At 69.5% G+C, this 16,425-nt stretch carries 12 protein-coding genes and 4 pseudogenes; 10 read left to right on the plus strand and 6 right to left on the minus strand.

The window, feature by feature from the left end; translation table 11 throughout:
• Nucleotides 1–99: 99 nt before the first annotated feature.
• Together AV521_RS36155 and AV521_RS51500 are read left to right on the plus strand one after the other, a co-directional pair.
• Nucleotides 100–3,186 carry an NACHT domain-containing NTPase gene (locus AV521_RS36155; RefSeq protein WP_076094697.1) on the plus strand — a complete coding sequence of 1,029 codons (3,087 nt, stop codon included), beginning with the start codon at nt 100–102 and terminating at the stop codon, nt 3,184–3,186.
• 393 nt (nt 3,187–3,579) lie between these two features.
• Nucleotides 3,580–4,176 (plus strand): hypothetical protein, encoded by a 597-nt coding sequence (locus tag AV521_RS51500; protein WP_256725813.1) that lies wholly within the window; start codon nt 3,580–3,582, stop codon nt 4,174–4,176.
• A 99-nt stretch (nt 4,177–4,275) separates the two neighbouring features.
• Here the strand turns inward: AV521_RS51500 and AV521_RS36165 are convergent, their stop codons facing one another.
• The gene (locus tag AV521_RS36165) at nt 4,276–5,418 is read right to left on the minus strand and encodes a DUF4157 domain-containing protein (RefSeq protein ID WP_143658709.1); all 1,143 of its coding nucleotides are present in this window, start codon (nt 5,416–5,418) and stop codon (nt 4,276–4,278) included.
• A gap of 861 nt (nt 5,419–6,279) precedes the next feature.
• On the opposite strand from AV521_RS36165, the pseudogene AV521_RS52960 reads away from it, so the two are divergent.
• The 4 genes and pseudogenes from AV521_RS52960 to AV521_RS36180 form a co-directional block, all read left to right on the plus strand.
• Nucleotides 6,280–6,627 (plus strand): annotated as a pseudogene (locus AV521_RS52960) (zeta toxin family protein); the annotation flags it as partial.
• 97 nt (nt 6,628–6,724) lie between these two features.
• Nucleotides 6,725–7,012: a hypothetical protein gene (locus AV521_RS51510; RefSeq protein ID WP_256725815.1), complete on the plus strand. Its 288-nt coding sequence runs from the start codon at nt 6,725–6,727 to the stop codon at nt 7,010–7,012.
• A gap of 129 nt (nt 7,013–7,141) precedes the next feature.
• Nucleotides 7,142–7,723, plus strand: a pseudogene (locus AV521_RS36175) (LD-carboxypeptidase); the annotation flags it as partial.
• Nucleotides 7,724–7,745: 22 nt separating this feature from the next.
• Nucleotides 7,746–7,922 (plus strand): annotated as a pseudogene (locus tag AV521_RS36180) (IS5/IS1182 family transposase); the annotation flags it as partial.
• Nucleotides 7,923–7,989: 67 nt separating this feature from the next.
• On the opposite strand, the gene AV521_RS36185 reads toward AV521_RS36180, so the two are convergent.
• Nucleotides 7,990–8,253 carry a hypothetical protein gene (locus AV521_RS36185; protein WP_143658710.1) on the minus strand — a complete coding sequence of 88 codons (264 nt, stop codon included), beginning with the start codon at nt 8,251–8,253 and terminating at the stop codon, nt 7,990–7,992.
• A gap of 1,229 nt (nt 8,254–9,482) precedes the next feature.
• Nucleotides 9,483–10,571, minus strand: a complete 1,089-nt coding sequence (locus AV521_RS36195; protein WP_079249579.1) for an alcohol dehydrogenase catalytic domain-containing protein — start codon at nt 10,569–10,571, stop codon at nt 9,483–9,485.
• 102 nt (nt 10,572–10,673) lie between these two features.
• Between AV521_RS36195 and AV521_RS36200 the strand changes: the two genes are divergently transcribed.
• From AV521_RS36200 to AV521_RS49665, 3 genes are read left to right on the plus strand one after another with little or no spacing between them, the layout of a single operon-like run.
• A complete protein-coding gene (locus AV521_RS36200; protein WP_076094709.1) occupies nt 10,674–11,567 on the plus strand; it encodes a LysR family transcriptional regulator in 894 nt (297 codons plus the stop codon).
• 60 nt (nt 11,568–11,627) lie between these two features.
• The gene (locus AV521_RS49660; RefSeq protein WP_179023643.1) at nt 11,628–11,975 is read left to right on the plus strand and encodes a hypothetical protein; all 348 of its coding nucleotides are present in this window, start codon (nt 11,628–11,630) and stop codon (nt 11,973–11,975) included.
• A gap of 51 nt (nt 11,976–12,026) precedes the next feature.
• Nucleotides 12,027–12,290: a hypothetical protein gene (locus AV521_RS49665; protein ID WP_179023645.1), complete on the plus strand. Its 264-nt coding sequence runs from the start codon at nt 12,027–12,029 to the stop codon at nt 12,288–12,290.
• A 284-nt stretch (nt 12,291–12,574) separates the two neighbouring features.
• Here the strand turns inward: AV521_RS49665 and AV521_RS36210 are convergent, their stop codons facing one another.
• The gene (locus tag AV521_RS36210) at nt 12,575–13,237 is read right to left on the minus strand and encodes a response regulator transcription factor (RefSeq protein ID WP_076094711.1); all 663 of its coding nucleotides are present in this window, start codon (nt 13,235–13,237) and stop codon (nt 12,575–12,577) included.
• Complete coding sequence (locus AV521_RS36215) at nt 13,234–14,415, minus strand: sensor histidine kinase (RefSeq protein WP_076094713.1); 1,182 nt, start codon at nt 14,413–14,415, stop codon at nt 13,234–13,236. The genes AV521_RS36210 and AV521_RS36215 overlap by 4 nt, the downstream gene beginning before the upstream one ends.
• A gap of 212 nt (nt 14,416–14,627) precedes the next feature.
• Between AV521_RS36215 and AV521_RS36220 the strand changes: the two genes are divergently transcribed.
• Nucleotides 14,628–15,224, plus strand: a complete 597-nt coding sequence (locus AV521_RS36220; protein WP_076094715.1) for a DUF308 domain-containing protein — start codon at nt 14,628–14,630, stop codon at nt 15,222–15,224.
• 219 nt (nt 15,225–15,443) lie between these two features.
• On the opposite strand, the pseudogene AV521_RS47010 reads toward AV521_RS36220, so the two are convergent.
• Nucleotides 15,444–16,299: pseudogene (locus AV521_RS47010) on the minus strand (ATP-binding cassette domain-containing protein); the annotation flags it as partial.
• Between the last annotated feature and the right edge of the window lie 126 nt (nt 16,300–16,425).

A 16,425-nucleotide genomic window follows, 5' to 3' on the forward strand; every position in this document is an offset into this window, starting at 1 on the left:
CCGGTTGGCAGAGCCATCCGGCTTTTCTGGGCGATCTCGCCCTTCGGTGGCCGGCCGTCTGCCTACGATGCCGTCCGCGGACTACGGGGAGGTCGGGGAATGCACGGGCTCGAAGCGGTGGTCGTCCGGCTGGCGTCCACGGTGGCTCAGACAGTCGCGAAGACGGTGCTGACGCCGAAGCCGGGGGCGGGTCTGGTGGCGGATCCGGTACGACCGCTACCGAAGCCGGCGGGGCCGGAGAAGCTGGCGCGGGTCCTCGCCGAGCGCATCACGGCCGCGTACGCTTCGGTGCCGGAGCACGAGCGGCTGGCCGCGGTGGCAGCGGTCCAGGACACGTTCGCCGCGGCGGACCCGATCGACGCGGACCGGTTGTTCGCCGCCGACCTCGATCCCGAGCGTCTGGCCGACGAGCTACGGTGGCCCGTGGCGGACCTGGCGGAACGCGCCCGCGACTTGTACGGGGAATTGCTTCGGCTGTGCTGCCTGCACCTGGTGGAACAGCTTACGGCCCAGCCGACGTTCACGGCGCGCGCGGCGGTGGAGCACACACGGCGGACCGGGGCGCTGTTACGGGAGCGGGCCGTTACGGGGCCGGCCGGGCATACCGCGCTCCACTTCGAGCAGCGGTATGCGGACTTCGTCGCTGAGGCGCACTCGCGCCTGGAGCTGTTCGGGGTCACTCTGGGCGGCCGGCATCGTGCTGAGTGGCCGCTGAATACCGCGTATATCAGCCTTACGGTGGATGATGAGCGTGCGTATGAGCCGCACCGTGAAGGGCTCGGTGTCCCGGGAGCTGCGCGGGCGTCGGTGAAGGCAGAACAGGCGCTTGCCGGCTGTGACCGGGTGGTGCTGCGGGGACCGGCCGGGTCGGGGAAGTCGACGCTGGTGCAGTGGCTGGCGCTGAACGCGGCACGGCAGAGCTTCGGCCCCGAGCTGGCGGACCTCAACCGCTGCGTGCCGTTCGTGCTGCGGCTGAGGTCCTTCAACACCCCTCAAGGCTTGCCCATGCCGGAGGACTTCCTGACCTCCACGGGCGTGCCGCTGCGCGCGCCGCAGGGCTGGGTGGAAGAACTCCTCGGCAGCGGGCGGGCGTTGGTTCTCGTGGACGGTGTCGATGAAGTGCCGCCGCGGCTGCGTAGCCGCACAGAACAGTGGCTGAAGTCGCTGATCACCGCTTTTCCGAGGTCGCGGTACGTGGTCACAACGCGTCCGTCCGCGGTGCCGGGGGACTGGCTGGCGGCGCAGGGCTTCACGGTGCACACGCTGCTGCCGATGGAGCGGGACGACATCCGAGCGTTCATCCGACACTGGCACGAGGCGGTCCGCCTGGAGTGCGCCGCGGACGCCGCGCGCGAGTCACTGGAGCGGTACCAGGCGAGCATGAACCATGCGGTGGCGTCGCGCCGCGACCTGGGACGGCTCGCGACCAACCCGCTGATGTGCGCCCTGCTGTGCGCGCTCAACCGCGACCGCCGCATGCACTTGCCCCGGGACCGCAAGGAACTGTATGACGCCGCGCTGGAGATGTTGCTGGTCCGCCGGGACACGGAGCGGGAGATCACCTCTGTCGAGGGGGTGGCCCTCTCCCGGGACGAGCAGACCGTGCTGCTCCAGCGGCTGGCGTACTGGCTGATCCGTAACGGCCAGGTGGAGGCGGCACGGGACGAGGCCGTCGCGATGCTGGACGAGTGGCTGACCGCCATGCCGCGGGTACGGGAACAGGGCGACGCCGGCCAGGTCTTCTCCCATCTGTTGATCCGCAGCGGCCTGCTGCGCGAACCGGTGCACGGCTACGTCGACTTTGTGCACCGCACCTTCCAGGACTACCTGGCCGCTAAAGCGGCCATCGAGGCCCGCGACTTCGGCGTCCTGGTCCGCAACGCCCACGACGACCAGTGGGACGACGTCGTGCGCATGGCGGTCGGGCACGCCCGCTTGGACGAACGAGGCCGGCTGCTGCGGCAGTTGTTGCGTCGGGCGGACAGAACACCGCGCCACCGGCAACGACTGGTACTCCTTGCTGCGGCAAGCCTCGAACATGCGCCCGAACTCGATCCGGCAGTGCGGCAGGAAGTGCAGGACCGCGCCGCCGAACTGGTCCCACCGCAATCCGCTGCCGAGGCTGAGCAGCTCGCCAAGGCAGGCGAGCTGGTACTGGAACTGCTCCCCGGCCCCGAAGGACTGGACAGCGCCACGGCGAGCGCCGTGGTGAAAACAGCAGGTCTGATTGGAGGAGACGCCGCTCTCGCGGTGATCACACGGTTCCGCGCGGACACCCGGTTCGCCGTGGCCGGTGAACTTGCCAGAGCATGGGCTTCGTTCAACGCCAGTGAGTACGCGGACCAGGTGCTCTGCGCCGTCACACCCGAGGTGTACGCCTCGGTGAGCACAGCCGCTCAGCTAGCCGAGCTGCCACGTCTGCCGCAGCTGAAACGCATCTGGTTGACAGGGTTCCAGGGGTTCCCACCCGAGATACTGCAGCATGCCGGGCTGGAATACCTGTGTCTCGACGGAGACCGTTCGCTGCACGACCTGTCTCCCTTGTCGCAGATACCCAGCCTCACCACCTTCGTGATCATGCGCTGCCCAGCGGTCCGGGATCTTGAGCCCCTACGCGGTCTGAGCCTGCAGAAGCTCTACCTCCACGACCTCGCACGCGGCATGTCTCTCGCGTCCCTGGCCGACATGCCCGCTCTCGACCATCTGACCCTCGGTTTCTCTCCTGACGTCACCCGCGCCCAAGACATCCCCGCCGGCCCTGGCCTCACCGCCCTCGTATTCACCGCAGGCAGCCAACACATCACCCTCGACGGCCTGGACCGCTGGCCGTCGCTGAGCTCACTCGTGATCACGGGCGACGCCCAGGGCGAACAGTTGAGCCGCCTGCGCCATCCGCTCCGCCTCGAAAGTCTCACCATCGAAGAGCAGTCCGCCCTCGACCTCAGCACCGTTCAGCGTCACCAGGAACTGACCAGCGTTGGCCTGCGCGACTGCACCATGGTTTCCAGCCTCAGCCCTCTCAGAGAACTCCCCCGCCTGACCCGCCTGACCCTGTCGGACTGCAAAGGAACAATCGACCTCACACCACTCGCCGACCTGAACAACCTCACCATCCACATCAACGACAACACCGACGCCACAGGCCGCGAACACCTCCCACCCGAACGACTCAACCCCCAAGAGTGACCAACCCACCACGTAGACAGGATGCAACATCGCGAAAGGGGCGAGCACGAACCGGTCGACTCTTCCGGGCAGGTCCACGATGACGATCCGTACCGCGTCGTGGTTGGCGGTGTCCCGTGTTTCCCCCCACCGCGAGCGCCTGTTCCGCCCTCACCGGGACGTTCTCTCTCAAAGCTTGGGAGGCCACCCAGGACCGTATCGAGCCGACGCTGTTCCCCGCCGAACGGCATCCGCTTGCCGGGAATCAGGGCCACGCCATGGTGCGCTGAGCCCTCTGCCCGGTCGTCGGAACGGGCGCGGACGAGTGGGCTCGCCTCCCGGTCGGCGCTCTGTCGGTACCTCAGCTGATCGCGGTCGGCTCAGGATCCGCCGCACCGCGTCCGCCCCCGCAACGTGGTGGAGGCCGACACCGTTCAGCCCCACAAGGAGATCGCCCCCCGCACACCTCCGACCACGGTCCTGCCCGACGCCGTCACTCGCGACCCGTGCCTCCTCGCCTCGCACCTGTGCGACCGCTGCGAGGGCATCACCGCCCTGACGCACGACTGCCTCACGACGCAGGGCCACACCGCGGCGCGGGCCCGGTGCGTCACTCGCGCGCCCTCCCGGCGATCGGCGTTCGCCCGCCATGCGCTTGGGACCCCGCTGGCGGGCCTCCTGCTGGCGGGCCGGCGCGCGTCGGCCGCTTCTCGCGGCGGGGTTGCCGATGGCCTCCCGCAGGGCCGCATGTGGCCGCACCCACTGATCAACAACCAGACCGCCAACACCACCAGCCGGGCCAGCAACCACTGGATCAGCGCTCCGATGCGGGGACAAGACGCAACCCTGGAGAGACTCCGCGTCGACCGGCAGCTCGAAGAAGCCATGGCCAAAGGCCTTGACCCACTCCATCTCGCGGAGGTCTTCGGGCTCGATGAGAAGACCGCGATGCGCTACGCAGACTCGGCACGGGCCCTGCTGCAACAGGCCGCCGAGCAACCCTCGCAATGAAATCCGCTCGACCTGGTACCTCCTTGAAGAGATCCGGAAGCACGGAAAGGGGTCGGACGGCCCGCCCCGACGGTCCGCCCGGCGGCACGGCTGAGCTGCTCAGGATACGTTGACCGCGTTCCCCGACGCCGCCTTGCCCTTACTGCGGTCGACCACGGCGATCACCTCGACCGGCGCGCTGTGCAGCGCGACCCAGCCGTCCTCGGGAGCATCGGACCCCTTGGTGAGGTACTTGGCCTTGATGCGGACGACCACGACACCTCGCGGTCCCTGCCGACTGAACTGCCGTGCCGTGTACCTCGCGGTCGTGAACTCCGGGTAGCGCCTGCCCTTGGTGACCTGCGCCTCGGCCTGTTCGACAGTGGGCGCGGGGGTGGCAGGGTCGGAGGCCACGCCGCCGGCCGAACCCTGCTGCTGCATCGCCCGAATCTTCGCCATATCGTCGCCCCGGCACAGCGTGACCACCGTCTCGCCGCCCGCCGCAACCGCGGCCTCCACGGCGCTCTCGGACGTGAGTGCCGGCAGTCGCTTCTCATGGGCGCTGAGGTCGTCCTCCGAGCTGTAGTCGGAGTCGCTCTCGGTGAGGGTCGTCGGGTTAGTGGCCAGTTCCATGCGCTGCACGGAGACCGCGCCCGCCGCCGCAACGCGCCCGGCCGTGGTCTCGCCCCGCATGACCCGCAGCGCGGGCACCGGGCCCGTCATCACCTGCCGGGCGGTGTCCTCCGCCTGGCGTTCGGCCCAGTCCGAGGGATCAGAGACACGCAGGCCCGAGCCATTGTCCGTACCCGGCACGACACCCCGGCTCTGCTGGATGACATGGGTCAGCTCATGGGCGAGGGTGTGCTTGTCCCGGCCGTCCCACACCACGTGAGAGCCGGAGGTGTACGCCTTCGCGCCGATCTCCGCCGCCGAGTCCATGGCCGCGGAGTCGGTGTGGACGCGTACCCCGCCGAAGTCGGCACCGCCGTGCCTAGCCTCCATCTCCTCGCGCACCGGCGTGTCCAGCGGCCGCCCCGACGAACGCAGCACTTCGTGCACGGCCGACCGGCGCTGCACGACCTGGTCGTGGCCGCAGCCCGCCGCGTGCACGTGCCGCTCCTCCTCCACGGCTCGGCACACAGCCGCGTTGCCCACCGAGCGCTGAAGTGCCAGCATCCGCTGAGTCGGGGTGATGGGCACGGCCGCACGGCGGTCCTTGTCGTGTTCAGCGGCCCGCTCGGCTGGTGTTCGGTGTGCACGCACGACGATCCCCTTCACGCTGGACGGCTGATCTTCCAGCCCTACCGGAACGCCCAGGGCGGCGGAAGGTCCGTGGGGGCAACCTCGGGGCAGGCGGTGAACTGCGAGGACGGCCGCGCCGGGCAGATAGTACGGGTCGCTCGGACATCAGGCTCGGTCTGATCGGCGAAGGTCGCGGTAGGGACCGGGCCATCGACACCGGACACCTGCACAGGGAGAAACAACACTCTTCCCCTACAGGGAAGGTGTCAGCGTCGTTCGCCGTGCTACCCAGGGCGTCTGACCTGCTGCGACAGCGATTACACGCCATCGGCGCCGGTACACAGGCCAGTACGTACGCTGGTACCTACGCCGGTACCTCTTCCCGCCTACCGGCAGTCGCCCGGGCCTTTCATGAAAGCCAGCCAGCTGCCCGGGCCGGCAGGCGCGTTCACAGGGACTCGGCATTGCGCCGCAGGTCAGGGTGATGCTGCGGTCGATCAAGAACCCCAGGACGGCTGCGAGCAGCCCGGGTGCCCAGCAGGAACTCCAGCAGACGGTCGCGGTGGTCTCTTCGAGTGGGTGGCCGGCGGGCAGCGAGCAGGAGCCGGGCACCGGGCGCTCCCTTGACCCAGGCCCCGCAGAGCTCCGGCGCGTCGTCATCCACCCAGGAGTACCGCATCCCGACGTTGTGGTGCGGTGAGTCGTGGCCGCGCTCCACATCGCACGACCACGGCTCCCAGCTGCCGTCCCTGTCGTGCACGACGAGCGGCTGCCGGCGGACCGCCGGCTGGCTGTCTCCCAGGATGCCGAGCGGGCCGCGGCGGCCGCCGGGTCGCGCAGCCGCTGCACGGCCCGCCCGGGACCGGCTACCACCGCCTGAGTGTGCGCGAGCATCGGTGGACCTTCGACGAGCTGATTGCCCCGACGTCACTGCGCAAGGCTGTCTTCCGCCCCGACCCGCTGGTCGGCTACCTGGTCGGTGAGCCCGGCGCACAGGAGCTGGAAACGAGGCGGATGCTGAGCCGGGCGCTGCGGCCAGGAGCGGTCCTGCTGGACCCCGATCTGCTGCGCGGCACGCACCCGGACCACTTCCAGCTGGTCAACGACACTCCCCGCACCGCCGACGAACTGGTCGGGCCCGACGCGCAGGACTGGCAGGCCGATGCGGAAGCGTACGTCCGCGGGCGGCGCGGCGACCTGCTGATCGCGGCCGACTACACCAGCGCCGCCGACTTCGCCCTCAGCGCGGGCCGGTTCGCCCGGGACGGCTACCGGATCCACGTGGTGGCCCCGGCCGGGCGCCGCCGCCGACAGCCGGCAGAACACCTTGGTCGGGCATGCCCAGGCGGCTCTGCAGCTCGACGTGGTTACCGCGCTCCCCACTCCGGCCGCGCACGCGCGGGCCTGCCGGGCCGCGGACGACATCGTGGCGGCCGCGGCCGCCGACCCAAGCGTCAGCACGGTGAGGGCGATCGACAGCGACTACCGGGAGCTCGGTCGCGACCGGCAGGCTGTCTTCGCCCATGCCGCCGCCCGGCGTCGTCCCCACACCGCCCAGGAAGCCGCCGCTTCCACGCCGTCCAGCGGGCCCTGCACCAGGCGCTGCCACGGCTAAGGGACGAAATCCGCGGCATCACGGCACAGGCGCAGCCGCTGATGCCCGCCCCATGGCAGGCCCGGCCGGTGAAACACCAGGCGGCGGCCCGGCTGCCACTGCCCGCAGCCGACTGGCTCAAGCGAAGCGCAGCTCGTGGACGATCTTCATGCCTTCATTTCTGACCCCGCCATCGACGCGGTGGTGTGCGCGGGCGGAGGGAAGAACGCCAACTGGCTGCTGCGCGGCCTGGATTACGGGCTGATCGCCGCGCGCCCCAAGCCGATCGTGGGCGTGAGCGATCCGAGCCTGCTGCTGAACGCGATCACCGCCCGCACCGGCATGCCGACCTTCCACGGCCCAGCCGTGCTGTGGGATTGGGGCTCCGGCGACTCCCCCGCCGCCACGGGCCCCCAGTTCACTGCAGTCCTCGCCGGGGACGGCATCGAGGCCATCGCCGGTCCCGCTCACTCGCCGTCGCCGCGGCCGACAACGCGCGGCTCGCCAGGCGCACCAACTGCCCCACCACCGTCTGGCGGTTCACCTCCGGCAATGCTGCCCACACCTCCCCGTCCCACGCCACCGGAATCGTGCTCTGGGGCCGACGTCACTGTCGTCGCGCATGACGACCAGTTCCCCTCGTCGCTCAGCCGACCCCGCAACCGTCGGGCCACAACGACCAACCGCTGCAAGCCTTCACGACCGGTTATCGGTGCCTGCTCACTGCTTTGACCATCCATAAGCGCAGTGTGGTTGGGCGACGGAGCGGTCCTACGGCTGACTCATGCTGCACCGCCGCCTGGTCCGCGACTACGAAACCCACCCGCACCGCTCCGAAGCCATGATCCACCTGGCCATGACCGACCTCATGGCCCGCCGCCTCACCGGGAGGCCGCCATCTCCTAATCCGCGACCCGCCATCACCGGATGAAATCCGCATCCCGGGATGAAACAACGGGGGAAAACGACCTCTCATCCAGTGATCGGCAGCGGATTCGTCACATCGGCGCCTTCACGCAGGCCGCGTAGTGGTCGTTCGGCGCGCCGGCGCCGAGGCAGCTGAGGTCGACGAGAGGTTTGCCGTTCGAGACGATCAGGCCCTGCTGAGGGGCGTTGACGGTAATCGTGGATGACGAGAAGCCGTCTCCGCCGGTGAGGACCGTGTTCGTGTCGGCGGAGGCGGGAGCCGCGAGCGCGAAGGCACCGAGGGTGAGCAGCACACTCGCGGTCGTACAGGCCATGGAGCGGCGTACGCAGTTCACATCTGACTCCTGACGATCAGAAAATATGACATAAGCGACACTAGGAGTGATGTGCCTGCGAAGAGGCCAGCGCCACGGGCCTTCCTCCGCCATATCGCTCGTCCGGATCAGGCAAGACAACGACGCCGGCCAGCAACAACGCGAACGCCTGACGGCCCTGGGGGTCTTCCACCTGCCGCCGGAGCAGACAGCCCCCGCGAAGCCCTCCAAGGCAGCTTCCGGAGCGTTCGAACGGGGTGCTGAGGCCCTGGCCCTGTATCGGCAGCGAACGGGCTCTGTCTCCGTCCCCCGGGACCCACATCGAAACGCTCCCTGACGGCAGCAAGATCCGCCTCGGAGTGTTCCTGTCCAACACCAAAACCCGGCGCGCGAAACTGAGCCAGCAGCAGCGGCCGCGGCGCACCAGGCCGGTGACCACCCCGCACACCAACAAGACCTCCTCCAAGCGTCACCTCGGCCGTAGCCGGGCTCGCGCTCCGTTCGAGCGAAGCTGTGAGTCCGACGGCCGCATGACGGCTGTGCTGGAGTGTGACCGGCCACTGAACGTCTCACGTTGCCGTTATGGCTGCCCCGAACGACCTCACTCCTCCGCCACAGCCGGAGACGCGCCTGGCACTGGTGATGAACGGCGGAGTGAGCCTCGCGGTGTGGATGGGCGGGGTCACCCATGAACTGGACCTCCTTTGCCGGGCATCCCTCTCCAGCGACATATCCGAGGAGTCCGCGCCCGACGCCGACAGGCCGGTGTTCCGGATCTGGCGGTCGATCACCCGATCCGCCGGCCGGAAAGTGCTCATCGACATCGTGGCGGGAACCTCGGCGGGCGGGCTCAACGGCCTGATCCTGGGTACCGCCCTCGCCCGCGGGGCAGGACTGCCCGATCTGCAGCCTCGTCATCGTCGAGTTCCTCGTGGTGACGCTGGTCCTCGCAGTCAGATGACCTCGCCGGCCCGCACCCACCCCAGCGCGGGCCGGCGGTCCGCGATGGGTGCCCCGGACCGACGGCTCCCAGCGGTACGGGGCCACCGCCGGGCCCACGGAAAGGCGGAAAGGGCGGGCCACTGCCACCGCACCCGGCCCGCCCGGGGCTGGCTTTGTTCGCGAGTTCGGGCAGCAGTTGGTGATCTTGAGGCTCATGGTTGTTCACGAGAAATAGCAGCAGCAGTACGGCGGCCTGCGTTCGTGAGGACGGGGGCATGGCGCTGACATGTTTGGATCAGTCGGTCTTGTCAGCGAGCCGGTGGGGTGAGGGTCGTGCGGTCGAACGGGCCACCATGTGAGGCGGCGTACGTGACGGCGTCGTTGACGGCGTTGAGGCCGAACGACCGGACCCGTTCGGGGGCGAGGTCCAGGGTGCCCGAGGCGAGGAGCCGGATGATGCCGACGTTCGCTGAACGCGGGTACATCCACTGGCCGCGCACGGTGATCGAGTTGCGCATGATCCATGGGTACGGGAGTGCGAGGTCGTCGCCACCGAGCATGCCGACGCCGCCCATAAGAACGACGCGGCCGTATTCGCGCACCGTCATGGCTGCCATGCGCGCTGCCGAGCTGGGTGCACTCGGCGGCAGCAGGTCGATCACCATGTCGATCGGGCCGTCGGCCGCCGCGGACATCGCCGCGCGGTCGCCGGCCTCGTCCCCGGTGAGCGGGACCGGGCGCACGAGCGGACCGAACCGGTCGGAGAGGAGGTCGAGCGCGGTCTGGTTGCGGCCTGGGGCGACCACCCGGCCCGCCCCCATGGCGAGCGCGACCGCGACCGCACTGCTGCCGAGGTTGCCGGTGGCCCCGCTGACGAGCAGCGTCTCACCGGCTGCGAGCCCGCCGGCCAGCAGCCCGCCGTAGGGTATGACGTGCACGCCGAGCGCGGCCCATCGGGCCGGGTCGTCCCCCGCCGCTGCGGGCAGCGGGAAAACGTTCTCCGTCGGGACCCGCATGAGCTCGGCGAACGATCCGTCGTGCAGGTACCGGGCGAGGCGTGCGCCGCCCTCACCGCGGGAGCTCCAGCCCTGGAGCGTGATGTCGGGCGTCAGGGCGTCGTCCCGCGAGCGCACCGTCGAGTCGCACCACACCAGGTCGCCGGGGCGCAGCCGGGTGGCGTCCGGACCCACGTGGACGACCCGTCCCACGCCGCCGATCCCGGGCACGACGGGAGGGACCAGGGGGTAGTTCCGCTCGCCGCTGAAGACCTCGGCCGCGTAGGGCGCCACGCTGGCGGCGAGGACCTCGACCACCACCTCACCGCCGCCGGCCTCGGGATCGGGAACCTCCCGCACCGTCAGCGGGGCACCGAACCGCGTCAGAACTGCTGCTCGCACGTGATGACCTCCGTGTTCGTCCTTGTCCGTCGCGATCGACACTAGGAACCCGGTGGGCATGCGGGAAGCGACGATCAAGCATGTGTGGTATGCGTACACCGCATGGACATCTCCAGCACAGGCCTACGGGTCCTGCGGCAGATCGCCGAGTCCGGCAGCTTCACCGCAGCAGCCACCCGGCTCGGCTACACCCAGTCGGCGGTCTCACGCCAGGCCGCCTCCCTCGAACGAAGCGCGGGCACCGCCCTGTTCGAACGCCGCCCCGACGGAGTGCGGCTCACCCCCGCGGGTCTGACCCTGCTGCGCCACGCTCGCACGATCCTGGACTGCCTGACGGCGGCCGAGCGCGATCTCACCGGCACCGTCCCGCGTACCGAACTGGTGCGGCTCGGGCTGTTCCTGAGCGCGGGCGCGGCCATCCTGCCTCACTCACTCACCCGCCTCGCGGCGACCGACCCGCAGATCACGGTCACCACCACCGAGGGCACCACGCCCTCCCTGATCCGGGCACTGCGCGCGGGCTCGATCGACCTCGCCGTGCTGACGTCCCGCCCGCCCCACCGGCCTTTGGACGGCGAGTCGCCGCGCCTGCACGTCGAGACCGTTGCGGACACCGAACTGGTCGTGGCGGTGCCTTCGACCGGAGAGTTCGCCGGCCGCACCGCGGCCCCCGTCGACGAACTGGTCGACGTCCCGTGGATCGCCGCCCCGGCATCGAACGCCGAGCCACTGCTCGGCGTCTGGCCCGGCCTGCCCGGACGGCCGCACATCGTCCACTGCGCGCGCGACTGGCTGACGAAGCTTCAGCTGGTCGCCGGTGGCTTCGGGGTGACAACGGTGCCCTCGCGGCTCTCGCCTGTGCTGCCGCCCGGGGTGAGCCTGCTGCACGTCGAAGGCGCACCTCCCGAGATCCGCCGGGTTCTCGTGGCGCGACTCCCCGGCCGCCCCACCCCGGCGATCACGGCCGTCACCCGAGCAATTGCCTCGACCACCTGATACGTGCCGCCGAGACCGTCAGATTCGGTGCCGTAGCCCGCCGAGGGCGCACACCATCACGTGTACCTCGGCCGCGACTGGATGGTGCAGAGCTTCCTGGACGGGACCCCGGCGCCGGACCGCCTCGGCGACTACCCCCGCACGCTGTGGCCGGTCTTCTTCCGACAGATGGGAGCGATCGCCAAGCCGGTTCACGCGACGCGTGGCCCTCGCTTCGGGCCGGTGGCAGGGTCCGCGTACGGCACGTGGAGCGAGGCTGTGCTCGCGTCGCTGGAGGAGATCGCTGCCGACCTGGACGGTGTCGGCCTGGACTCCGCTGATGTGCGCAAGGTCGCGGCCGTGGCCGCGCATGAGCGTGGCGTCCTCGACGAAGTCACCGGACCCCGCCTCCTGAGCGGGGACTTCTGAACCGTCAACGCCCTGAACGACCTGGGGGCCCCCGAGCCGGTGATCACGGGCGTGGTGGACTTCGACCGCATATGGTGGGGCGACCTCGCTGCTGACTGGACCAGCCGCATGGCAACGGCCAAGCCGGACGAGCGGGCCGCGTTCTGGGAGTCCTACGGCGCACTGGACCGCTCGCCCGCAGCGGTGTGGCGGGCGTGTGTCTACGAGGCTCGGCATCTGGGCGCGATCCGCCTGGAGCGCCACCGGCTGGCCAAGACGGACGCGATCCGCGAGAGCTACGGTGCGATGGCCGAGGTACTCGCCGGCCTGACCTGACCCGGCCCATTCTCCAGGATCGGTTCGACCTGGATGCGGACTTGCCACAGGAGTGCGTCGGCCCGCTCCTCGACCTCGGTGGCGTCCAAGCCGGTGACCACGAACGACCCCAGCCGGTGACCGTTGGCCTCGCGCAAGCCCTGCTCCGCAGGTACAGGTCCAGGCACGCCGCTCGCGCAGCGCGACGGCGAGGTCTTCCGGGTACGTGCCCACGCCGTCCCGCCCGCCGGACTGCGCGGCATCGCCACGGCGGCCACCTGTTTTCGGGGTTCTGCTCGGCAGGCTCAGGGGTAGAGGCCGGCCCGGAAGGTGAACGAGACGAGTTGCGCTCGATCACGTGCGCCGACCTTCGTCATGGCCCGCACCGCATGCGTCTTCACGGTGAACGGAGACACGGACATCTGGGCCGCGATCTCGTCGTTGCCGAGACCACTCGCGACGAGAACGACCACGTCCCGTTCCCTGGGTGTCAGAGCGTCGAAGCGTCGCAGCAGTTCCTGGTCGATCACCGGGGGCGGACTGTCGGTCATGTGACCGATGAGCGCGGCCGTTGCGGCGGCCGACAGCGCACCGCCACCACCAACGACCTCGGTGATTCCGGCGACGAGTTCAGCGGGGCTCACGGTCTTGCTCAGGAAACCGTTAGCGCCCGCGCGAAGGGCGGCGAGAACGATGTCGTCCTGGTCAAAAGTGGTCAGCACGATCACCCGCATCTTTTCGGGTGGGTATTCTTTGCGGATCCGGCGGGTGGCTTCGACACCGTCGATGCCTGGCATCCGGATGTCCATCAGAACCAGGTCGACGGGGTGGTCCCGGAGGAAGGGGACGACCTGGAGTCCATCGGAGAGATCACCCGCAACAACGAGACTGGGGTCGAGCCGGAGCATCGCTTTGATGCCGGCCCTTATCTCGTCCTGGTCGTCGACGATCAGAATCCGCGTCGTCATACGGCGGCTCCCAGGGGGCTGAACTCCGCATGGACCCGGAATCGGCTGTCGTCACTGTCGATCGTCAGCTGTCCGTTGGAGGACTCGACGCGTTCGCGCATCCCCACGAGTCCGAGTCCGCTGCCCGAGCCGGAGTCGCGCAGTGAGTGTCCGATTCGGTTCTCCACGGTGACGCAGATCCTGCCGTCGCGCTCGCGCACATCCACCGTTGCCGCCCCTTCTCCATGCCGGTAGGCATTGGTGAGTGCTTCCTGAAGGACGCGGTAGACCGTCACACCGACGCTGGGCTCCACGAAACCGGCGGGGATGTCGATGGAGGGCCGGACGTCGAGGCCGATGGCCTCGAAGGAGGCGACGAGGCCTTCCAGGCCGCTGAGCGCCGGGGTCGGCCGGAGAGCCTCGTCGTCGGAGATGTCGTCTCCGAGGCGTAGAAGCGCGAGGATCCGTTGCGTTTCGACGACGACGGTGCGGGCGCTGGACCTGGCCGATACGAGGGCCTGCCGGGAGGACTCGGCGTCTTCGGGCAGCCCGATCTCCACGGCACCGAGATGCATGCTGAGCATCGCGACCTGGTGGCCGATGACGTCGTGCAGGTCCCGGGCGATGCGGAGCCGTTCCTCGGTCACTCGTCGTGTGGCTTCGATCTCGCGGGTGGCGATGGCGCTCTCGGCCCGTTCCTCCAGGGTGAGCCAGTGCTCCCGGTGGATGCGCAGCGCGGCTCCTGCCGCACCTCCCGCAATGGCCGAGAAGAGTGCGGCGGATCCCACGATCGCGCCGCCCCGGAATCCTCCTAGTGTCATGAACGCGCCCAGGAAGAACGCCGCTACGACGCCGATTCCGGCAAGCGGCTGTTTCCCCCTGAGGGTGACCGAGAACAGTACGAGCACCGCCATCATCCACACCGACAGAGGGTCGTGGCCCACCGCTGTGACGGCGAAGGACGCCGCGCTCGCCCCGACCAGTCCTGCCCACGGCCTCCACCAGGAGAGGGCGACACCGCCACCGGCGAGGACTACGGACAGGGCCGTCGGCCCATCCGACCCTCGCAGGAGCACTGCCACGATCTGGCCGGTGAACACCAGCGCGGCCACCGCATAGGCGACCAGGTGCAGTGCCTCGGGGCGGCGGACCCACACGGGCGCTGCGGGCCCGTCCTGATTGTTCTGCGCCTTGACCATGGTCTGATTCTCGGCCACATGTGCAGCGGCCGTGTACTTCGAATGATGTAGACGGCAAGCCCGGTCCAGGCTGCGGGGACGGCAGAACCCGTTCGATTCGAATTGGACGGCAGAACTACTTCGTCTGAAGTACACGGCCCGTCCCGAGGCCGCTGAGACTCCTCATCGAGGCGACCGTCTCACACCATCACGATCACCTAACGGGACACCCGATGACTCAGACCACCGTGACTTCGCGCACGACCACGACCACGACGACGCCCTCCGGGCTCCGATCACTCCACCTGATCCGGGTCGCCTTCTCCCTGATCTGGGTGGCACTCGTCGTCACGACCTCCGCCTCGCTCGTGTCGACGGACCGGCCCACAGTGATCGCGGCCGTACTGCTCGTGATCTACCCCCTGTGGGACGCCATTGCCACGCTCCTCAAGCGTCGCATCGCCGGCACCGGCCCCATCGACCGCGTCGGTGCCACCAATGTGGCTCTCGGCCTGGCCACCGCAGCCGGGATGATCGCCGCTGCGTTCTTCACCATCGGGACGGCCCTGCTCGTGTTCGGGATCTGGGCCCTGCTTTCCGGAGCTATCCAACTCGTCGTGGCGATCCGGCGCCGACGCACTGTCGGCGCCCAGTGGCCCATGGTCATCAGCGGCGGACTGTCCGTCCTCGCCGGTGCGTCCTTCACTGCCATGTCCGCCTCGGCGACGAGCAGCCTGGCCTCGGTCGCCGGATACTCGGCCTTCGGTGCCTTCTGGTTCCTGCTCTCCGTGATGGCCCTGAGCATCCGCAGTCGACGCGAAAAGCGTTGACCACCGCCGTCGGAGCCACCGTCTCTCCCGGAGGCGCGGTGTCTTTCGACCCGCTGATACTGCACCGGCCCGCGCCGGACCGCTTCGAGAAGACCATCGCCCTGCTCCTGCTCGTCGTCCTCGGTCCAGGTGCCGAACGGCCCGGACTGCCCGGGCTCGGCGCCGAGCTGGCGCGCGACGCCCGTGCGGCGCCAGTCGGAGGGGATCACTGGTTGCCCCGGCGTCCTCCAGCGTTCCACCCTGGGCGGTGCCTTCGTGGACCTGGACGCGATGGGTGAAGACGAGCTCGTTGATCTGTGGTGCCGTCAGGCCGGTGACGGTGAGGGCTTCCTGGCCGTCTGGTAGCACCGAGGCGCCGGCGGTGCTCAGTACTTGGGTCAGCTCGGCCGAGCCGGGTGTGCGCACCGTGACGCGGGAGGTGGTCGCGCGGCGGCGAAGCCGGCGAGCGGCTCGTCGGCGATCACCTTGCCGCCACCGATGACGATGAGATGGCCGACGGTGTTCGCCATCTCGCTCATCAGGTGGCTGGAGAGGAAAACGGTGCGGCCTTCGGCGGCCAGGCGCCGGAAGAGCTCACGGGCCCAGCGGATGCCCACGGGGTCCAGGCCGTTGATCGGCTCGTCGAGGAGCAGAACGGGTGGATCCCCGAGCAGTGCTGCGGCGATCCCCAGGCGCTGGCGCATGCCGAGGGAAAAGCCTCCGATCCGTCGGTGGCCCGCCTTGCTCGGGCCGACTTCCTCCAGGACTTCCTGGACCCTGCGCTTGGGCGAACCGTTGCTGCGGGCGAGTGCGGCCAGGTCCGTGCAGGCGGTGCGTCCCTGTGGACATCGCTCCCGTCCGGCAGGGCGCCGACGTGGTGCAGTCCGGTGCGGAACTCGTGGAACGGGCGGCCGTCGATGGTGGCAGTGCCGCTGGTGGGGGTGTTCAGCCCCAGGAGCATGCGCGGTGTGGTGCTCTTGCCGGAGCCGTTGGGGCCGAAGAAGCCGGTCACCTGCCCGGGCCGGACCATGAATGTCAGGCCGTCGACGGCCAGGACTTTGCCGTATCGCTTGGTGAGTTGGTTGATTTCGATCATCAGGTAACGCTGCCGCAGGTTGGGCCGGCAGGGCGTCTGCCCGTCAGCGGACCTTGAGCAGGGGTGGTCCCCTTGCGGGCGTACGCCTGCAAGGGGACGTGGCCGCCGTGGTGAGGTGGCTACGAT

The organism is Streptomyces sp. IMTB 2501 (assembly GCF_001953885.1).
Taxonomy (GTDB): Bacteria; Actinomycetota; Actinomycetes; order Streptomycetales; family Streptomycetaceae; genus Streptomyces.

Excerpts from the sequence above, each read along its gene's own strand:
- AV521_RS36155 (WP_076094697.1), top strand. The coding sequence starts at position 100 with ATGCACGGGCTCGAAGCGGTGGTCGTCCGGCTGGCGTCCACGGTGGCT.
- AV521_RS36200 (WP_076094709.1), top strand. The coding sequence starts at position 10,674 with ATGGACATCTCCAGCACAGGCCTACGGGTCCTGCGGCAGATCGCCGAG.
- AV521_RS36210 (WP_076094711.1), bottom strand. The coding sequence starts at position 13,237 with ATGACGACGCGGATTCTGATCGTCGACGACCAGGACGAGATAAGGGCC.
- AV521_RS36215 (WP_076094713.1), bottom strand. The coding sequence starts at position 14,415 with ATGGTCAAGGCGCAGAACAATCAGGACGGGCCCGCAGCGCCCGTGTGG.
- AV521_RS36220 (WP_076094715.1), top strand. The coding sequence starts at position 14,628 with ATGACTCAGACCACCGTGACTTCGCGCACGACCACGACCACGACGACG.